The sequence below is a fragment of the Bernardetia sp. MNP-M8 genome, from assembly GCF_037126285.1.
Classification (GTDB): domain Bacteria; phylum Bacteroidota; class Bacteroidia; order Cytophagales; family Bernardetiaceae; genus Bernardetia.
The window spans coordinates 1284628-1306085 of sequence record NZ_CP147012.1; the positions used below are offsets into that span (position 1 = coordinate 1284628).

At 31.1% G+C, this 21458-nt stretch carries 15 protein-coding genes; 8 read left to right on the plus strand and 7 right to left on the minus strand.

Annotated features, from left to right (window positions below; genetic code table 11):
* The first annotated feature begins 133 nt into the window (after positions 1 to 133).
* From lepB to V9L04_RS05420, 6 genes are all read left to right on the plus strand, one after another.
* Positions 134 to 1303 (plus strand): signal peptidase I, encoded by a 1170-nt coding sequence (lepB, locus tag V9L04_RS05395; RefSeq protein WP_338793064.1) that lies wholly within the window; start codon positions 134 to 136, stop codon positions 1301 to 1303.
* Positions 1304 to 1536: 233 nt separating this feature from the next.
* Positions 1537 to 2289: a glycosyltransferase family 2 protein gene (locus V9L04_RS05400; RefSeq protein WP_338793065.1), complete on the plus strand. Its 753-nt coding sequence runs from the start codon at positions 1537 to 1539 to the stop codon at positions 2287 to 2289.
* Positions 2290 to 2356: 67 nt separating this feature from the next.
* Entirely contained in the window at positions 2357 to 5155 is a 2799-nt protein-coding gene (locus tag V9L04_RS05405; protein WP_338793066.1) for a toll/interleukin-1 receptor domain-containing protein, read from the plus strand.
* Positions 5156 to 5332: 177 nt separating this feature from the next.
* Positions 5333 to 8278 carry a M43 family zinc metalloprotease gene (locus V9L04_RS05410; RefSeq protein ID WP_338793067.1) on the plus strand — a complete coding sequence of 982 codons (2946 nt, stop codon included), beginning with the start codon at positions 5333 to 5335 and terminating at the stop codon, positions 8276 to 8278.
* Positions 8279 to 8422: 144 nt separating this feature from the next.
* Positions 8423 to 8842, plus strand: a complete 420-nt coding sequence (locus V9L04_RS05415) for an STAS/SEC14 domain-containing protein (protein WP_338793068.1) — start codon at positions 8423 to 8425, stop codon at positions 8840 to 8842.
* Positions 8843 to 8934: 92 nt separating this feature from the next.
* Entirely contained in the window at positions 8935 to 9777 is an 843-nt protein-coding gene (locus V9L04_RS05420) for a hypothetical protein (RefSeq protein ID WP_338793069.1), read from the plus strand.
* A 93-nt stretch (positions 9778 to 9870) separates the two neighbouring features.
* Here the strand turns inward: V9L04_RS05420 and ahcY are convergent, their stop codons facing one another.
* Positions 9871 to 11193 (minus strand): adenosylhomocysteinase, encoded by a 1323-nt coding sequence (gene ahcY / locus V9L04_RS05425; protein WP_338793070.1) that lies wholly within the window; start codon positions 11191 to 11193, stop codon positions 9871 to 9873.
* A 396-nt stretch (positions 11194 to 11589) separates the two neighbouring features.
* On the opposite strand from ahcY, the gene V9L04_RS05430 reads away from it, so the two are divergent.
* Positions 11590 to 14295, plus strand: a complete 2706-nt coding sequence (locus tag V9L04_RS05430) for a CHAT domain-containing tetratricopeptide repeat protein (protein WP_338793071.1) — start codon at positions 11590 to 11592, stop codon at positions 14293 to 14295.
* 161 nt (positions 14296 to 14456) lie between these two features.
* On the opposite strand, the gene V9L04_RS05435 is transcribed toward V9L04_RS05430, so the two are convergent.
* Both V9L04_RS05435 and V9L04_RS05440 read right to left on the minus strand, forming a co-directional pair.
* Positions 14457 to 16280, minus strand: a complete 1824-nt coding sequence (locus V9L04_RS05435; RefSeq protein ID WP_338793072.1) for an acyl-CoA dehydrogenase family protein — start codon at positions 16278 to 16280, stop codon at positions 14457 to 14459.
* Positions 16281 to 16754: 474 nt separating this feature from the next.
* Positions 16755 to 17264, minus strand: a complete 510-nt coding sequence (locus V9L04_RS05440) for a cupin domain-containing protein (RefSeq protein ID WP_338793073.1) — start codon at positions 17262 to 17264, stop codon at positions 16755 to 16757.
* A gap of 243 nt (positions 17265 to 17507) precedes the next feature.
* On the opposite strand from V9L04_RS05440, the gene V9L04_RS05445 reads away from it, so the two are divergent.
* Entirely contained in the window at positions 17508 to 17930 is a 423-nt protein-coding gene (locus V9L04_RS05445) for a hypothetical protein (RefSeq protein ID WP_338793074.1), read from the plus strand.
* 18 nt (positions 17931 to 17948) lie between these two features.
* Here V9L04_RS05445 and gldN (V9L04_RS05450) read toward each other — a convergent pair whose 3' ends face one another.
* From gldN (V9L04_RS05450) to V9L04_RS05465, 4 genes are all read right to left on the minus strand, one after another.
* Complete coding sequence (gene gldN, locus V9L04_RS05450) at positions 17949 to 18803, minus strand: gliding motility protein GldN (RefSeq protein ID WP_338793075.1); 855 nt, start codon at positions 18801 to 18803, stop codon at positions 17949 to 17951.
* A gap of 57 nt (positions 18804 to 18860) precedes the next feature.
* Positions 18861 to 19742: a gliding motility protein GldN gene (gldN, locus tag V9L04_RS05455; protein WP_338793076.1), complete on the minus strand. Its 882-nt coding sequence runs from the start codon at positions 19740 to 19742 to the stop codon at positions 18861 to 18863.
* A gap of 371 nt (positions 19743 to 20113) precedes the next feature.
* A complete protein-coding gene (locus V9L04_RS05460; protein WP_338793077.1) occupies positions 20114 to 20710 on the minus strand; it encodes a hypothetical protein in 597 nt (198 codons plus the stop codon).
* A 9-nt stretch (positions 20711 to 20719) separates the two neighbouring features.
* Complete coding sequence (locus V9L04_RS05465; RefSeq protein ID WP_338793078.1) at positions 20720 to 21427, minus strand: DUF4230 domain-containing protein; 708 nt, start codon at positions 21425 to 21427, stop codon at positions 20720 to 20722.
* Positions 21428 to 21458: the final 31 nt, after the last annotated feature.

Here is a 21458-nt window from a genome sequence, read left to right on the forward strand (position 1 = left end):
TAAAATAAGTAGTAATTATAGAATTCCTTCCCTATACTACTCTTAAAGTTGATACACATATTGATAAAATAAAAATCCTGTCTTAATAAAAAGATTATTATAGCTGCTTACTTATTATAATTATAAAATTACCATGAAAATTAAAAGAATTGATAGAATTAAGTTAAAATCCAAAAAATGGTGGTTTCGCCTTTATTTTCTTTTCTTTATCTGTATTTCTTTATTTGCATTAAAACAAATTGCCTTAGAATATTTTATTATTCCTACTTCCTCTATGGAGGGTTCACTTTTACGAGGAGACAAAATTGTTTGTAACAAACTTCCTTTTGGAGCAATGATTCCTCATAAAAAACAGAATTCAGCTACCAAAAAGGCAAGTTTTGATATTGATGTTTTTAGTTTTCTACCTGATAGATTACCCAAACTAAGAGAAGTAGAAGCAAATGAAGTAATTATTTTTTACTATCCGTTGGATAGTGCTGAAAATATAGAAGACAAAACATGTTATATCAAACGCTGTGTGGGTGTCGCAGGAGATAGAATTCAGATTATGCGTCAAGATATTTTTAGGAATGGAGAATGGCAGCCCAATGCTTCCGATATGCAGCTTAGTTATATCGTCAAGACAAGTGAGAAGCCTGAAACTATGTTTCATCATACCGATGTACAGACATGGAAAGAAATCGAAACAGAAAGTAAAGAAGTAAAACGCATAAAAAACATCAAGAAAAGCAAGAAAAAAAAGGGAAGAAATAAAAAAGTAGAAGACGTAATTAAGGATACACCTCAAACAAAAACCTATTTACTTTATACCACTCCAAAACAAGCCAATCAGTTACGACAAGATTTGAGAATTGAAGAAATTACACCTAAATTTTTCGAACAAAATGATATTTCTGATAACTCAATGACTGAAAATAGTAAAAAATTAGGGTGGAATAGAGATTATTTTGGTTCGTATTATATCCCTAAAAAAGGAGATACCATTGCTATGCATGAAGGAACACTACTTTTATACGAGAATATTATCAAAAACTACGAATACAATAAAAAAGTAGAAGTAATTAATAATAAATTAATGATTGATGGAAAAATTGTTGAAAATTATATTTTCAAACAAAATTATTACTTTGTATTAGGAGATAATCGTCATAATTCTTCTGACTCCCGCATGTGGGGACTTGTGCCTGAGGATCATCTTATCGGAACGCCTTTAGTTATTTATCACTCTCAAACACCAGCAGATGGAATAAAAGATTGGGCAAGGGTTCGTTGGGAACGTTTTTTTAAGTGGGTAGATTAGAATTTAGAAATTTCTTCTTATTGTTTGTTGGTGTCGCTGTCGCTAAAACACCAACAATGGCAGTGTTCTTTTTTTATAAGAAAGCCCTGAATGAAGATAAAAAAGTTGATTTAGATTAGATAAAAATTTGTACTTTAGCTTTTTCCTTATCTCCATTACAGAATAAGGTTTATTTATTATTTCAACAACTTCAAAAAGGATAAATTTCCTAAAAATTTTGAATACTTTTTCTTATGAGTCATAAAGTAAGTGCTGTTTTGATTGCCTACAATGAAGCAAATATAATTGAAGAAACTCTAAAAGCTCTCACTTGGTGTGATGAAATCGTAGTGGTGGATTCTGGCAGCACTGATAAAAGTCAAGAAATTTATGCTAAATATAATTGTAAAATTTTAATAAGAGAGTTTGATGGTTTTGGTACTCAAAAAGATTTTGCCTTTTCACAAGCAAAAAATGATTGGATTCTTTCTATGGATGCTGATGAAGTTCTTTCAAAAAAATTACAAGATGAAATACAAGAAGTATTAAGTCAAGAAACTATACAAGAGAGTGCATTTAACTTACCACGCACCTTAATTTTTTTAGATAAAAGAATTAGTTCGGAAACAAAAACACCTTGTCTTAGACTATTTAATAAAAATAAAGGAGGCGTTACTTTAGATAAAGTACACGAAACAATAAGAGTAGAAGGAAAAATAAGCAATTTCAAAAATGAGATGTTGCATTATAGTTATAGAAATATACATGATTACTTCAATAAATTTAATCGTTATACTACTTTGGCATCTGAAGAATATATTGAGAATGGAAAAAGTAAATCTAAATTTATGATAATAGTTCGTTTGCCTATTACATTTATCCAATTTTATATTATTAGAGGTTGTTTCTTAAACGGATTTGCAGGATTTATATGGTCACTCTTTTCTGCCTTTTATCCTGTAGTAAAATATACCAAACTTGTAGAATTAAAAATGCAGAGAAAATAATCTAGATAAAAATTAGTATTTTAGCTACACTCTAATTCAATTTATCATTTCAGATTATGTTATTTTTATGACAAAAGATGCTTTTATTTCGTATGGAAGAAAAGAAAGTTTGGGCTTTGTCGGAAGGTTGTATCAATCTTTGAAGCTAAAAGGCTATGAAGTTTGGTTCGATAAAGTCAATATTCCTGATGGCGATGACTATTCCAAACGTATTTCTCATGGAATTGAGTCAGCTCATAATTTTATACTTATTCTTGCTCCTCGTTGTCTTACTTCTGCATACTGTTTGATAGAATTAGAATATGCTAGAAAGTTAGGCAAACGAATAATTCCTATTGATCAAAATGTTATTTTTGATACAAAAGATGCACCTTTATCTTATGAAGAACGTAGTGTTTTGGTTCAATTTTATGAGGCGAATGGAATGAATGTCTTGCCTATTTTTTCTAAAAAAGATGTTCTGAATCGTTCGCATGAACTTTTGGGCAAAACTGATTGGGTTCATGCTCGTCAGCAACTTTCAGAAGATGCTATTAATCAGCTTTACAACTGGCAACTGACTTATGAAAACAGTTGGCGAAAACATGAAGAAATAGAATTTATAAAAGAAAATCCACTTCCTGTTTTTGGAAAAGATATTGATCATTTTGAAGATGGTTTTGAAAGTATTTTAAAAGTTATTGAAACTCAAAAAGAATACGTTTATCTCCATACAGAATTACTTCAAAAAGCTCTCTTATGGTCAAATCATAGAAGACAAACCAACCTCTTGCTAGTAGGAAAAGAACGTCAAGAAGCACAAAGTTGGCTTACTCAAGATTTTATTGCTCCCAAACAGCCTCCTTGTTTGCCTTCCGTTTTACATAGCGAATTTATTACTGAATCAAAGAAAAATGCTGATAATTTGATGTCAGAGATTTTCTTATGTTTTTCAGCGCAAGAAAAAAAACAAACTGAAAAAATCAGAAAAGGATTAATAAAAGCGGGAATTACAGTTGTTTTGCCTAATAATTCGATACATAGAGAAACGCAAAAAGGATTTGATACTTCTACTTATACAGAAGAAATAAAAGAACAAATTGCTCACGCTGATAATTTTGTTTTTGTGCTTTCGCCTGCTGCTGTTCAAAATTCAGAGTGTTTGAGAGAACTCCGTTTTGCAATTACTTTTCATAAAAGAATTATTGTTGTGTTGGCAAAAGAAGTCAATATAGACCAATTACCAGAGCAATTGCGTTTGCTTTCTTCCTCTTACATTGACTTGACAGATAACCGAACAGAAGATAATTTTACAGATAATTTAGACTTTGAAAAAGATTTGAATGAGCTTATCTGTATTGTTGAGGACAATTATGACTATTACAGAAATCATAAACGCTATCTTGCACAGGCTTTAAAATGGGAAGAACAACATCAAAACGATGCCATTTTATTGCGTGGACATAATTTAGAAAAGGCTCAAACGTGGCTTAATCAAGGTAAATTGCAAGGAAACAATACCACAAATACAAAATTAAATACACCTACTGACTTACACGAAAAATTCATTGAAGAAAGTATTACCAAAATAGGAACACTTAGTAGTGAAGTTTTTATTTCATATTCTCGTACAGATGGCGATTTTGCTCGTTGGCTCAACGAAGAACTTCAACTCAATGGCAGAACAACGTGGTTTGATCAAGAATGTATTCCTGCTGGTTCAGATTTTGGCTTAGAAATAAAAAATGGCATCGAAACTTCAGATAATTTCTTATTTATTCTTTCTCCTGCTTCCATTTCTTCTCCTTATTGTAAAGATGAAGTCCTTCATGCTTTATCAATGGGAAAACGGATTATTTTAGTTCGCTTTCAAGCTGTGAAAGAAATACCTAGTTATTTTCCTAGCCATATTCAATGGATAGATTTTTCTAAAAATGGATTACAAAACGACATCAATACTGATAATGGACAGCAATTTAGAGAACTGCTACGAACACTAAACACAGACCGAGAACACACACAAAAGCATTCAAAATACCAACAAAAAGCCTTAGAATGGAATAAAAATGAAAAAAATTATGCTTTTCTTTTAATAGGAAACGAACTTGCTATTGCTGAAAATTGGTTAGAGGAGTGCAAAAAACATAATAAAATCCCGACTTCGACTCCTATTCAAAAAGAATTTATTTTAGAGAGTATAAGGTCGGTTGCATTACAAAAAAGAAAACAAGAAAAAACAATTTTGAGATTGCGTGTTTTACTTACTCTTTCCGTAATTGCACTTTTAGGTGCTTGTGGCTTAGGACTTTGGGTACACTCATTAAATATGAAAAATAAATCTCAATTAAGAGCGTTAGAAATAGCCCAAGATTCTTTGATACGAACCAACGAGAAAGAAAAAGCATTAAAATTTCAAAATTATTTTCAAACAGCCAACTACCAAAAATCTTCTACTAAGTATGAGGACGCAATAAAAAACTATGAGATTGCTTTAGATTTTGCAGATTCAAGTCAGACTATAAAAGTAAATCAAGAAATAAAAGAAATAGAAACTATTATGCCAAAGAAAGAAACTTTCTTCAAATTGGTAGAAGATGGCGAAAACGCCTTTAAGAAAAAACAATTTTTACGTGCATACAACTACTACAAACAAGCTGATTCGATTGGTTACAACTCTGCTTTAGTCAAAACACATTTAGAAGTTTTAGATGAGTATGTAAAACTAGAAGTAAATAAAATGAAACAAGAAACTGTATATTTATTGGACAATAACAAAGATAAACAGGCTTATGAAAAAATAATTAATGCTCTTCTTCTTGCCCCAAATGACACTTCGCTTCTTAGTTTAGAAAAACGAGTGATGCGCCAAATGTTAGGAACAGAGTAAAACTGACTGTTTGATTTAGGTTATTTTTTTAATTCTTAAATGCAACCAAATCTTACTTAGTCGAGTCCTCATAATAAATACATAAAGAAACATACTATTTTTGCTTATTTTTTGTACTTTTACTACCTATTTCACTCTATTATTTCTGTTCTAATTTTGATATTTCTAAATATAGCTATGATGAAAACCAATTTCTTATCAATATTCTTACTTTGTTTTATTTTAATAAATAGTTTATTTCTATTTTCTTGCTCTGAAGCATTTTCACAGCGAACTTGCCAAACTTTCGAAACAGAGCAGTATCTACAAAATAAAGATAAATCAGGTGGAAGTGAAGCCTTTGAAAATAAGCTAAAAAAATATATCAATCAGAAAAAAGAAGCTCAAAAAAATAACCCTTTACTGCATAAAGTAGAAAGAACAGAGTCTACCTATAGAATTCCTATTATTATTCATGTAATCCACAATGGAGAACCAATAGGAGAAGGAGCAAATATTTCGGCTGCACAAATTTATGGACAAATAGAAGTATTAAATGAAGATTTTAACTTTAGAAATTCTGATAAAGACGAAACGCTAGATATTTTTAAAAGTGTAGCTGCTAACCCAAGTATTGAGTTTGTACCTGCAACGGTTGATCCAGAAGGAAGACCTCTAAAGGAGGTTGGAATTACTCGTGCAAAAGGTTGCCTTACAAGTTGGAATGACTTTACATTTAATGCTTTGGCAAAACCTAATACAGTTTGGGATCCAAATCAATATTTTAATATTTGGGTAACAAAATATGATGAACTTGGTTATGCACAATTTCCTAATTTATCTGGTTTGGGTGGTATAAAAGAAGATGAAGGAGAAGCAAATACAGATGGAATAGTTGTTAGATATATAAACTTTGGCTCAATAGAAAAAACGCCTAACATTCCTCAACTCATTGAAGGTAGTCCATTTAACTTAGGACGAACTGCCACTCACGAAATAGGTCATTTTTTTGGTCTTTTGCATACGTGGGGAGAAGAAATTCCATTGAGTTGTGCAACAGATGATTTTTGTGATGACACGCCCAATACTTCAAAAAAACAAAGAGGTTGTAATCTAAATGAACCTTCTTGTGAAGCAGGCAAAATAGTAATGACACAAAACTTTATGGAATACACTGACGATAGATGTATGACACTTTTTACAGCTGACCAAGTAGAGCGCATGCAGGCTGTTTTGGAAATTTCGCCTCGCAGAAAAGAACTTTTAAACTCTTCTGTTGCAGATCCTCTAGGTAAAAGTGTCTTTTCTATTTTTGAACCTTCAAAAACAAGAGTAATTAAAAACGGAAAAATCAAATTTAATAATCAATCCATAGCTACTGGAAATGCTCAAATTCAAGGTTATGAATGGACTTTTGAAGGAGGAAATCCTGCTACATCTACTGAAAAAAATCCTTCTGTTACTTATTCACAAATAGGTAGTTTTACAGCTACCTTAAAAGTTATTGGGGGTGATGTTGCAGATAAAACAAGAACTGTACAGATTGAAGTAATAGATGATAATCTAACAGCTTTAGATGAAACACTATTAGATTTTGAAGACAGAAGTCTTACAAAAGAAGGTTGGAGCTTTGAACGAACAGATATAACAAATTGGAGACTTTTTGCAGATGGTTCTTATGGCTCAAGTGAATTTTCTATCTATGCTGGTAATAAAACCAACCGTTCTTGTGAAGCAGAACTCACTTTTATATCTCCATTTATTAAAGTGCCAAGTAGCCGTGTTATTGAAGTGCGTTTTGATGTTGCGTATGGTTTTGATAAAAACAAAATTTCAGATTCTTTAGAGATTTCTTATACTACTGATGCAGGAAATAAATTTTTGACCGTTTGGAAAAAAGGGGGAGAAGAGCTGCAAACAGCAATTAATCAAACAGCAGCCTTTAATCCATTACCAGCTCAATGGAATTCATATACATTCTATATAGAAGCAGAAGAAGGTTCTCGTTTTATGCAAGTGAAATTCAGAAATATAGGAGCAAATAATAATAATCTGTATTTGGATAATTTGCGTATTCGTCAAACTAATAATTTACAGCCTCCAGTTGTTGATTTTGATATTAATTACCCTTTGGTTTTACTTTCTGAAAAAGCTCATTTTTTTTCACAAACAGATTTTGGAATAGATTTTAATTGGACAATCGAAGGAAATACAACATTGCAGGCAAGTGGACTTTCTCCCCAAATTTCATTTACTCAAGAAGGAATTTATGACGTTACTCTTCAATCTTCTAATCCTTTAGGCACAAGAGAGAGTAAAAAAACTGATATTATTGAGGTTATTAAAGGAAAAAAAGTAAGCAATATTACCTCTAAAAATTTAAAAGCAGAAGTAATAAATAATAAACCACTGGCAGGACACGATGAAAAAAGCACCATAAGTAAAGCTGAATATTTTAGTGATTTTGGCTCTGTTAGTAAACTATATGCTGTCGATATTTTTTTCGCAGATGCAGCTATAAGAAACCTCAATACAACTTTTGATGTTGTGATGTGGTCAGTAGATAGCGATGGAAAACCAAACGAAGAATTGTATCGCCAAAAAGTGCTTTATTCACTTATAGATAGAGATATTTTTAGAAGAAGACAGTTTACAAGAGTCGTTTTTGATGAGCCACAAAGTGTTCCTTCACAGTTTTTTATTAGTGTAGAATTGGAATATGAAAGTCTAAATAGATTCACTATTTTTACAGAAAAGAAACAAGAAGGAAAAGGGTGGGAAAGAAAAGCCAATGGTGATTGGCTTTCGTATGCTGCTAGTCGTGGAGAGAATTATTCGAATGCAATATCTGTAGTTTTATCTCTTGATGGAGTTCTAAGCAATGATGATGAAAATGTGAGTGATTTAGTAAATCTATATCCTAACCCAAATCAGGGAAGTTTTAGTTTGGAAACACAGAATTTGAGAGTACAATCAATTGAAATTTATAATTCTATTGGTCAAATAGTGTATCAAAAAAATGTCCCAAACACCTTTATTTCTAACTTTGATATTCAATTAAAACGCCCTTCAAACGGAATGTATTTAGTCAGAATTCAAACTCAAAAAGGAATTATTACTCAAAAATTAATTATCCAAAATTAAATAGCACTTTGTAAGAGTATTTTTTAATTTAATTTTAGTTAAAAATTTCATAAAAGTAGTATTTTTGCTAAACGAGAATAAATTTTGTTCTTTTGTAAATTATAATATACTCACAAATAGCCATTACTTACAAGTCATACCGTTATGATGCCTTTTTACGAAAGCCCTGACAAATCCATTACTTCTTTTGTTAATAACAAAGAGGAGTATATACTTATTAAGATGGAGGGCGATATAAATGAAGAAGAATATAAAGAAGTTTTTATGCTTCTTTTAGACCCAGAAAAAACACAAGGTTATAATAAAGTTTTATTTAATCAAGAAAATGTAGGAAATGTTTCTTCCAAATCAAGAGCTTGGTTAGTCTTAAAATTTATGCCGATGCTTCAAAAACAACTAGGAACAAACTTTGAAGTTGCAGTAATAAAATCAAGTACAACCTTTCAACGCATTGCAGCACAAGTATTACTTAAATCACTTATGGCAATTAATAATAAATTTAGAATTGCTTATTTTGAAGAAAGAGCAGTAGCAAAAGAATGGCTAGTTTCTAAAAAGAAATAAAAATCTCTTTTTTAGACAATAATAAAAAGTAAACAGGCATTTTATTCTTATATTTAGAATGAAATGCTTTTTTTATATAATTTTCTGTAATTATGATAGCTAACAAACCTATTCAACATTCCATTTCACTTATTCATTTTACAATAGGGGTATTTTGTTTGAGTATTTTTGTATTATATCTATCAAATGAAGCAAAGTGGTCTTTGTATTCATTGATTAGAAAAAAAGAGTCTTTTTTTGTGATTTTGCTTGGAGTTATTAGTTTATTTTCATTTTTTGGAGCATTGAGCTGGCTAACTACCTCATCAAAAACTTCTAAGAACATTTCTTACCTTCTCTCTTTTTTTTTCTTGATAGAATATATCGCTATTCTTTTTATATCCTCTACTTCAAGAGAATTTGTCATTGCATTAACTCCAACTGTCACTCCTGCTGTTTTTTTATTTCTGTTAGCTTTCTCAAAAATCAGTCAATTTCAAGAAAATAAAATTGAGTACGCTGAATATAATGACTATTTAGATGCCGATTTTTTAGTTGATAAAGAAGAAGATACTACTACTACCTTTTGGAAACCTAATCGTATTGTTTCTCTTACTTCTTTTATACTTGCCATTTTGTTATTTCCTTTACTAATGTCTGCTGGCGCACCTACTTGGACAATTGCCATTCCTAGTACATTTCTAGTTCTTTGTGTAGTGCTTTGGTTATTTCCAAAAATAGGCAGTTGGGTTTCTGCCATATTAGGTATATTAATGGGTATTGGTTTAATAGGCTTATTTATGTTTTTAATATTTAATAAGCCTTTTAATGGTGAAAAAGACAAAATGTATATACTTGGTTTTATATTTCTATTAGTATTGAGTGTTACGTCCTTGGGTTGGGGATTAGCTATGTTTCTTTTGAGTAAAGAAGCACAACGAGAATGGAAAAGGTAAAACAAAAAAACCACTAACAAATGAATGCTAGTGGCTTTTATATAAGTAAAAATTTTCAGCCATTACTAATTAATCACTAAAAATTTATTACTATTAATAACGGTAATATGTTGGCTTATAAGGACCTTCTGGAGTTACGCCAATATATTCAGCTTGCTCTTGAGAAAGTTCTTCTAATTCAATGCTTAATTTAGAAAGGTGCAAACGAGCAACTTTTTCGTCTAAGTGCATAGGAAGTGTATAAACTTCATTTTTATAAGCATCACGATTAGTATATAATTCTAATTGAGCCAATACTTGGTTTGTGAATGAGCTAGACATTACAAAAGAAGGGTGTCCTGTTGCACAACCTAAGTTTACCAAACGTCCTTCTGCCAAAACAAGAACTTGCTTGTCATTTTCTAAAGTATACAAATCCACTTGAGGTTTGATTTCTACTTTAGATTTTCCGTAAGTTCCGTTAAGCCATGCCATATCGATTTCGTTGTCGAAGTGTCCGATATTACAAACGATAGCTTTATCTTTCATGTTTAAGAAATGCTCGCTAGTCAAGATGTCTTTATTACCTGTTGCAGTAACGATAATATCAGCTTCTTTAACAGCATTTATCATTTTCTTAACTTCAAAACCGTCCATTGCAGCTTGAAGCGCACAAATTGGATCAACTTCAGTAACGATAACTCTTGCACCAGCACCACGAAGAGAAGCAGCAGAACCTTTTCCTACATCGCCATAACCACCTACAACAGCTACTTTACCAGCCATCATAACGTCAGTAGCACGACGAATCGCATCTACACAAGACTCACGACAACCATATTTGTTATCAAATTTAGATTTTGTAACTGAGTCATTTACGTTGATACAAGGCAATGGCAAAGTTCCTTTACGCATACGCTCATACAAACGGTGAACACCAGTTGTAGTTTCTTCAGAGATACCACCAATACCAGCAACTAATTCAGGATAACGATCCAAAACCATGTTAGTAAGGTCGCCACCGTCGTCAAGAATCATGTTTAATGGCTTACGATTTTCGCCTTCTCCAAAGAAAAGAGTTTGTTCGATACACCAGTCAAATTCTTCCTCATTCATACCTTTCCAAGCAAACACAGGAACACCTGTTGCAGCGATAGCAGCAGCAGCTTGATCTTGTGTTGAAAAGATATTACAAGAAGACCACGTAACTTCTGCACCAAGTGCAGTAAGCGTTTCTATCAAGACAGCAGTTTGGATTGTCATGTGAAGACAACCAGCAATGCGTGCGCCTTTAAGTGGCTGAGAATCTCCGTACTCTTCACGAAGAGCCATAAGTCCAGGCATTTCTGCTTCTGCTAATTGCATTTCACGACGACCCCATTCTGCAAGAGTGATGTCTTTTACTTTATAACGAGTGGCTTTTGTTGTTTCGACCATTTGGTTTTAACTAGTTTATTTTAAAAATTATAATTTAACTCAGCTTATTAGCCTAAGTTTATATTCTTGTTTATCAATCAGTTGTGGATAGTTTTTGTTTTGATAATTATTAAAAAAAACAGAATTTATTTTAAATGCTTAAAAAACATATCTATCTGTAAATGAGTGAGTTGCAAATTTCGTAAATACTTTTGACAATACAAAATTACACAGTAAAAAAATGTATTCCTAATTTAGCTTTTATACTATGTGTTCGTTGTTAGAGAAAAGTAAAAAGACTAATTATCACATAAATCTATAACTGTATATTTATTAGTTTTTGTGATTTGTATAATAATTTGTCTTATTGTAGTTCTTAAAATCACTTTACGCTATACACTACTAATATTCACTATTATGAAATTTACTTTATTCACTATTATTTTTTCGTCTTTTATTTGTTTTTCTTATGGACAAAATTTAGATAAACTAAGTTATCAAGAATTAGATAGTATTGGTTTAGATTTATTAGAAGATGAAAACTATAAAAAAGCTGAAAAATATTTTCAAGCCTCACTTTTAAAGATTGAAAATGAATTTGGTAAACAAGATACACTCTATTCTAATGTTCAAATCCATTTAGCATACTTATATATGGAAGAGTTACGCTACCCAGAGGCTAAATCAATTTTAGAAGAAGCTAAAAACATCAATAAAAATGTAGTTGGAACAAATCACTACAATTATGCTCGTTCTTGTTATTATTTAGCCAATTTTTACTTAGTAAATGCAAATTATGTCAAAGCTGAAAACCTTTTTACGGAAACAAGAACGATTTATGAACAGTTAGGAGAAAAAGAGAATGAATTTTATTTTCGTGTTTTAAGAGGACTTGCAGACATATATTACGAACAATCTTTATACAAAAAATCAGAACCCATTTACCTAGAGTTACAATCGCTTATTGAGAAGAAATTAGGTAAAAATGATTTGTGGTATGGCATAATATCTGAAGATTTGGCAAATCTTTACTCAGACCAAGGAGAATTTGAGAAATCTGAAGAATTATATTTTAAGGCAATGGAAATTTATGAAAAAAAGTTTGGACAGCAAGATGAAGGATATTCTTCTATTTGCAATAACTTAGGTAATTTATATTCAGACCAAAAAATGTATGAAAAAGCAGAACTTTATTATAAAAAAGCTATCAAAATAGATAAAAAAATTTTCAGCAAAAATGACCCTATATTTGCTGATGATATAAATAATATAGCTGACTTATATACAATGCAAGGCAAATACAAAAAAGCTGAAAAATTTCATAAACAAGCTCTTTCTATCTATCAACAAGCTCTTGGAAAAGATCATCCAGATTATGCCCTTTCTTGTTTCAATTTAGCAAACCTTTACAAGGTTCAACAATACTATCAAACAGCTGATAGTTTTTATAAAGAAGCAATAAGAAACAAGAAAAAACAAATTAACATGTTATTTCCCACACTTTCAGAAGAAGAGAAAAACTTATATTATAACGATATAGTGTTTGTATTTGAGGACTTTACAGATTATGCAGTCTCTTATTATCCTCAAAATAAAAAAATGAGTGGGCAACTTTTCGATGAAATACTCTTTACAAAAGGAATTATATTTTCTTCTACTCAAAAAATGAAAAAGCAGATTTTGAATAGTAATGACCAACAACTCATCAAACAATATGAAAATTGGAAAAAGAAAAAAGAAAATTATATCAGTCTTCTACAAACTCCAATAGAAGAGCGAGACAATAGTGTAGATATGCAAAAAATAGCTTTTGATATCAACGAACTAGAACGAGAAATTTCCAAAAAATCGGCTTCATTTAAACAAAATACCACAAAAAAAGAATACAAATGGCAACAAGTCAGAGAAAGTATTACTGATAAAGAAGCTGCCATCGAAATGCTTCATTTGATAAAATACGATAGGGAAGGAAACGAAATAGATACAGTATACGTGGCACTTATTGTGACAAAAGAAACACAAGAAAATCCAGAACTTCTAGTTTTGGAGAATGGACAAGAACTAGAAAACGGAGCTTTATTTTTTTATCAAAACAATATTGATTTTCAATTAGAAAATAAGGAATCATACAATCAATATTGGAAACCAATTCAAGATAAATTAGATAGTCTATCAGAAGAAGGATACTCAAAAATCTATTTTTCGCCTGATGGTGTCTATCACAAAGTGAATATAAATACACTTTTAAACCCCAAAACAGACAAATATCTGTTAGAAGAACAAAGTATTCAACTCATTACTAGCAGTAGAGATTTGATAGAGCGCAAAGAAAAAGGAGAACAAAGTACAGATTTGAGCAAAAATTTTGCAGACTACAAAACTTATTTATTGGGTTATCCTTCTTATAATCTGAATGGCAAAGACACTCTAAAAGTAAATGGTGAAGACAGAAGTCTGAATGGTTTACAACGTGTTGTGGGACAGCAAACGGTTGTTCCAGTATTAGAAGGTACAAAAGTAGAAACCAATGAAATCAATGATTTATTTTATAAAAAGAATGTAAAAACAATATTACTACAAAACAAAGAAGCCACAGAAGAAAATATAAAAGACCTCCAAAATCCTACTATTTTACACTTTGCAACACATGGTTTTTTCATCAATGAAATTCCAAAGAGCAAAGTAACCACAATGCAAGAAGCAGAAGATAGAAATTTATTAGAAAATCCATTTCTTAGAAGTGGTCTTTTACTTGCAGGTTGCCAAAATCCACAAACAGGACAAGAAGATGGAATTCTATCAGCCGAAGAAGCCATGAACCTCAATCTTGATGAAACTGAATTAGTCGTTTTATCAGCTTGTGAAACAGGTCTAGGAGATATTCATAATGGAGAAGGTGTTTATGGACTTCAACGAGCATTTCGACAAGCAGGAGCAAAAACACTTATTATGTCGCTTTGGAAAGTCAGCGATGAAGCTACACAGCTTTTGATGGTTACTTTTTATGATAATCTATTAAGTGGAAAATCAAAACGAGAAGCCTTCAAAATTGCTCAACTAAAACTCAAATCAACATATTCTGAACCGTATTATTGGGAAGCTTTTGTGATGGTGGGGGAGTAACAACAATTTTATTTTTAAAACCTAAAAAAGCCTTATAAAATTTCTATAAAAGAAACTTTATAAGGCTTTAAATTTATTTATCAAAAATATAGAACTTCAAATTTATGTAGTTTATAGTAATTAGCTACCTTTCAACTCATAATTTTTGATTTTTAATCAAATTATGACCAAAGTTTATAAGCATAATCATTTTTCTCAATCATAAAATCAGCAATTTCATGACGAAGTTCACGCTGATTGATTGGTTCGTGCTTAGTGAAACGTTTTAAGCCCATCAAAAGAACACGCATTTCATCACCTTTTACAAAGCAAGAGATTGCTTCACGTCCTTTTTCTTCTAATTTATTTACTGCTAATTGAAGGTAAAGAGTCGCTAATTTTGCTTTAATTCCATCAACGCTTTCTCCATGATGACGAACTAATTTCTCAGCACGAAGAATAGCAGCCTCTGCTGCATATACTTCAATAATCATATCAGCAACTGCCATAAGCAAGATTTGCTCATCATTAAGTTTTGCACCAAATGTTTGAGCAGCTTTTCCTGCTACCATCAAAACAGCTTTTTTCATGCGAGCGATAAGCTCTTTTTCTGATGCAAAAGGCTGAGTACGGTCAATATTTGCAGGAGCTGGCATTTGAAGAAGTTCTTTTCCTACTGCCATTGCATGAGAAAAAACATCTAAATCACCTTTTGCAGCACGTTTCATAATCATACCTACCAAAAGCATACGATTGATTTCATTTGTACCTTCATAGATACGTGCAATACGTGCATCACGATATGCACGAGCCATTGGAGCATCTTCTGAGAAGCCCATTCCTCCATAAATCTGAACGCCTTCGTCTACTACATAATCAAGTGTTTCAGAACCATGAACTTTAGCAATTGCACATTCAATAGCAAATTCTTCTACACCTTTAAGTTTAGATTCAGCTACATCCATACCTGATTTACGTAGGTAGGTAATACGATCATCAATATCTTGACCTGCTGTATAACATAATGATTCAGTCGCATAATTACGAGCTGTCATTTCTGCTAATTTATACTTAATAGCTCCAAAAGAAGAAATAGGAGTATTAAATTGCTTGCGCTCATTAGAATAACGAACTGAATGACGGATTACTTGACGACAACCATTAAGAACACCAGCACCCAATTTGATACGACCAATATTCAAAATATTTACAGCAATTTTGAAACCGTTGCCACGCTCAGAAAGCATATTTTCAACAGGAACAACTGTGTCATTAAAGAATACTTGACGAGTAGAAGAACCTTTGATACCTAATTTTTGCTCTTCTTCGTTCATTGTAATTCCACCAAAAGCACTCTCAACAATAAATGCAGAAAGGTTTTTGTCGTCTTCGATACGAGCAAAAACAATCATTACATCTGCAAAACCTGCATTTGTAATCCACATTTTTTGTCCTGTAATAGAATATGATTTTCCATCTGCTGACAAAACAGCTTTAGTTTTTCCAGAGTTTGCATCCGAACCTGCATCAGGCTCAGTCAAACAATAAGATGCTTTCCACTCGCCACTAGCAAGTTTAGGAATATATTTTTTCTTCTGTTCTTCATTACCATAATACAAAATTGGAAGTGTTCCAATTCCTGTATGCGCTCCGTAAGCTGTTGAGAATGAACCTGCTGAACCTACAACATCGGCAATAAGCATTGTTGTATTAAAGTCCATTCCAAGTCCTCCCAAAGATTCTGGAACACCAATTCCTAAAAGACCTAATTCTCCAGCTTTATCCAAAAGTGAAGGCATAAGTTTTGGATCATTCATCTTATCAATTTTCTCTGCAATAGGAGTAATTTCCATATCAACAAAATCATCAGTGGCTTTCGCCATCATTTGTTGTTCTTCTGAAAACTCCTCAGGAATAAACATATCTTCTGCTGATGTTTCTTTAATCAAAAACTCACCACCTCTTAAGGCTTCTTTCAATGCTTCTTGTTCTGCTACGTTTGACATATATGTTTTTTGTTTGGGTAGTAAAAACTCCTCTATCTATTTAAGTGAACAGAATGAATTTTTAAAACAGTTTATAGTATATTATTTTTTTGAGTATGAATCTGCATACAGTCTTCGTAATTCTTTGTTGCTAATTTATCTTTCTTCAAACTGTGTGTGAGTTTGTTTGTAAATACAGAACAGAAGTCAATTACTCTCCTTTTGTATGCTTGCATACCATTATCACAAATTTAGTAAAATAAACGTATGCACGACGAATAATGTTAGAGAAAAGTCGAAAAAAATCGACTTTTTTTTAAAATTTTATGAATTAATTTTGTCAAAGGCTTTTTTGAGCGAATAAAGTTTTCATTAAACTCTATTTTTTTGATAGAATGAAAGGATATTTAGAGAAATAAGGAAATGACTTTAGGTCAGTTATGTTACTCAATTATTTAATGAGAAAAACAGCAAACATATCACTCTATTTTACTTTTATTGACGTGTCAGTTCTTGAATCAATTCTTTGTGTTGTGGATATTGATTAGATAACTTATCTGCGTATGCTAACTCAAAGTCAGCAAAATCAAATCCTGGTGCAACTGTACAGCCCGATAAAGTAAAACCATTTGGGTTCTGACAACGTGAAGCAAACCAAACACCAGCAGGAATAATGACTTGAGGAAATTGATTTTTTTCAATATCTATTCCTAATACCTTTTCATGGAGATTTCCTACCTCATCAAAAAAGAAAATAGAAAGTGGGTCTCCATCATAAAAATGCCAAAGCTCATCAGAAGCTATGCGATGAAAAGCTGAAAATGTAGAACCAGTCAATAAAAAATATATAGCTGTACTGTATGAACAACTTCCAGTAAAACGTTCAGATAAAGAGTTTTTAGGAATAACTCCGTCAGCACGGTAATTTTCTGCATAAAAACCTCCTTCAGGATGAGACTGTAGATTTAATTTTTCAATCCAATATTCTTGATTGTGATGATTCATTATTGACTTTTTTTGAGTAAAATTAGTATACGAACACTTATTTTTACTTTACAAATTCAATTTTTAAAGTCATTTTTCCAAATTATTTATTAAAAATAATTAAGATCAACTTAGGATTAGAAATATTCTATGTCGTTGTTGAGCCACCCACAAAAAAAAATTCTTAAAACTTTATCTACCTTTTTTGTTATTTATTAACACCCTCTTCATTTCTGATTCCCCTTTAAGCTAAAATAATATATTATGAACGAATTTAAAACCGAAGATTACAATTTTTCGAATGATTATTTTTCTATTAATACAGATAATTTTCCTTATGTGTATATAAAATTTGAAGCTAAACAACCTACAGAGGAAGAATTTGAAGAATATATTAAATATGCAGCCAAAATATTTTTACAAAATCAACCTTATGTCATAATTTTGAATTTGTCCAAAACAGGATATTTGAAAACTAAATACAGAGTTCAGGTGGCTAATTGGTTTAAAGAACATCAAACTCACGTTTCTAAATTTTGTAAAGGAACAGCACACATTACCGATTCGGCAGTTCATAAATTTTTATTACAAGGCATATTTGCTATTCAAAAACCTCCTTACGAATATATTGTAGTAAAAGAAGAAGAAAAGGCGTATGAGTGGCTTAAAGAACAACTACAACAATAAATACTTACTTACAATAGCTTAATAATCCCACAAAAAAGCCTCAAATTCAATCAATTTTTCGTGGTATTGCATAGATTTTATAATCGCTTCTCTTTGGGTATCATATTGGTCTTGAAAAGAATCATCTTTAAAATTGTCATACTTGACAATATAGCCATGAAAAAAACGAGAATCCATCAGTGTTTCTAAATTGGGAATATGTCCGTTACTTTTTGTTGTTTCGATGACTACATAATCTTCTTTGAGTGGACGATATAATTTTTCAATAATTTCTTTATATGAAAATGACACTACCTTTTGTGTAAATCTATTTTTGTTTTGTGGCAAAATAAGTGTAAAAGCAATCACATCATGAACCATTCTTGAGTGCTGAATATCCAAAATATAATCTTCCTTAATTTCTAAAATAGAAAGCTCTGAAAAGTCAATTAGTTTTTGTGTTGAATCATTTTGAATAGAATTATCAGAATTGAATGCAAACTTAGCTGTTTCATTTTCAAAATTCTCTTCTATTTTCAAATTTTCTAAAAGCTCATTTTTTGATAAAATAGTTTCTAACTTATCATTTGTATAAGCTGTAATTTTTCCTTCCAAAGCATTTCCTATCAAAAATTTAGAAAGCTCATGACCTGCATACCAAAGAGGTAAATTTGCTTTTTGATTAAAAGAAACTTGCAACCAAATTGATTTTTGGAAAGCAATATGTGATTTTGGAATTGGACGAAGCGAGAAAGGATTTATTTCATCTTGAATGATTTTTTCTGTTTTTGTTGTTTCTATATTATTTTCATTTGGGCGTAATGCGTTTTGAGCCAAACAAAAATTACTTGTAGCCAGTACAAGTAATAGAGTGTTAAAAAATAGCTTTTTCATAATTGGTTGTTTTTTAATAAAACAGGGTTTTAACCCTGTTTTGATAATGCGTATAATTTAATTTTCCCATAAATTACTCTCATATTCTATCATATTTGCTTGATAATTTTGAGAAGCTAAAAGTGCCTCATGTTGGTCATCATACATATCCATAATATGCTCATCTTTTCCGTTTGCATATTTTATAAGTGTTCCATTTGCAAGCATCAAATCAAAGGCTTCTTCTAAGTTTCGATGTGCTTGATTATTTCTCTCGTTATAATAGATAGCCGAAGAATTATCTCTAAAAAGATTTTGGACTAGTTCTTTGTAAGAGAATGTCGCAATCGTTTTTTCAAGTCCTGTCACTGGATTCATTTCGGCAGGAATAATAATACTAATTGTCTGAATATCATTAATCATTCGGCTACGAGTTTTATCAAAAAATACGTCTGTTTTTATTTCTAATGTATAAAGTTGATTTGCATAAAATTCTTGTGATTCTACTCCTGACTCTTCTTCAGTTGCCCAAATATCATCATTGTTCCAAACGTCATTTTGTTGCTCAAAAATTACTTGTTCTATTCCATCGTATTGAATATCATCACTAGGAATTTGAATATTACTCAAAAAATCTTCTTGACTCATACGAGTTTGAAGAGAATCATTTTGATAGGGACGTATAATTCCTAGTTTTACTGCATCAATAATAATTCCTGTAATTTCATTTCCTGTTGCAAAAAACGGACGGTTTTGTTTTTGTTTTAACGAAATTCTGTGCCAAAGACTTTTTTGATACATAATATGAGACTCATGAATAGGACGAACTGAGTTATGATTGTAGCCATCATTTGCATAAGCTCCATATTCTTGAGCCTTCGAAAACGAAGTTGTAAAAAGAGAAGAAAATAAAGACACAGAAAGTCCAGCCCACAAAAGAGTTTTTGTTGATTTTTTCATTGCTATAAAAGTTAAATTGTTTTTTGTAGATTAAAATAATTACAAAATAGAAATTCATTTTTGATTAAATAATTTCATAAAGTATTTTGTAGTTATACCTTTATAACGGAGGTTCTTTGTTTTATTGCATCTAATTTTGAAAAACTTCTAGTTTATTTAATTTCTCTTTATAGATGCGTATCAAATTACTTCTTTTCTAAACTCTTAGATTGAATTGTGGTCGGATTATTCAATATATTTTTCTTTTGGATATTTCCTCCACTTTCAAGGTTTTCATCTTTTGTATTGAGAATAGGTTTAGAGTCAGAAAAACCGTTTTTTTTTAATAATAGCAGGGAAAACAGTAGAGAATACACAAGAATAATCTATACCTATTTTTGGGTAGTCTTCTTGGTGTTAGTTACTACTTTTTCTGCTAAAATCTCTTCTAATTCTTTACACATTTGATTAAACTTCCTTTTGTGTTCGAACTTAGAAAGAATGAAAAATACAATACCCATTACCAAAGGAATAAAACCAAGTTCTGCATTTCCATCAGGATTATAAGAAGCTGCAATAATAGCAGAAATGCAAATAATAGGCAAGAATATCAAGTATAAAGTATCTTGTAAAAACGTATAGGACTGAACTTTTAAAGTGTTTTTATTTGCTGTTTTAGCTAATGCTTTAATTGTTGCACTTTCTCCAAAAGTTCTTTTTTTATGTTCCCTTCTAAAACTTTTGATATAAATTACTCCATTTTCATCAAATTGAAATTCTGTCTTTTCAGTTGAAATAGATTGACCTTTGAATTTTTCTAATTTAATGAGAGAACTATTCTCTATCGTTTTTCCAAAACTTTTGATACCCAAAGAGAATATAAATTTCACATTACTATACAGTCCAACTTTTTCTAAAATGATAATAGGAACTGCAATAGTCAAACAATAGATACTATAGGTAAAAAAGTTGATGGTAAGTTGTTCCATTCTATTAGACTATTTTTTATTCAAACTCTTAGACTGAATTGTAGTCGGATTATTCAATATATTTTTCTTTTGGATATTTTCTTCACTTTCAAGGTTTTCATCTTCTTTTGTAGAAATAGGCTCAAAAGTCAAAAAAACAGTCTTTTTGGTAAGATTTTCCAAGAAAGGTTGTAGCATTGTCTTTGCCATAGCTTGTGTCTGAACTAATATTCCAGATTCTAGGGCAGCTTTTTCGATTTGTTTTTCAGCTTTTGCAAAGGCTTCTCCTACCAAATTATCATCTTGCATAAAAGGCAACGATTCCGAATCATAAACCTTAGATTTTTGGTGGTCTATTTTGTAATAACATAATTCAGGTGCAGGTAAATGAACATAAATAGAATCACCTACTTCTGTAATATCTTCAGCTTTTATGCGTGTCAAATCCATACAACCCACAGCTTCAGCAGCTACAATCAATAACACTTTTGAATCTAAAACAGAACTATATCCATTTTTTTGCTTGTGTTCGACAACGTCTTTAAAGTTATATTTTACCAATTCTAGTTTACCTAGACTTTCTACTTCTTCTAAAACAGTTTTGAAACTTGTCTCTGTAACTGTTTCTCTAGGTTGTAATAATTCCTTAGCATCTTTTCGAAGAATGGTATAATATACTCCAAGTCCGAGTAAAAGTACAATTAAAAGAGCAGTAAGAGCTTTGATGAAATTAGTCATGTTTCAATTACGAATTAAAAATTACGAAAAA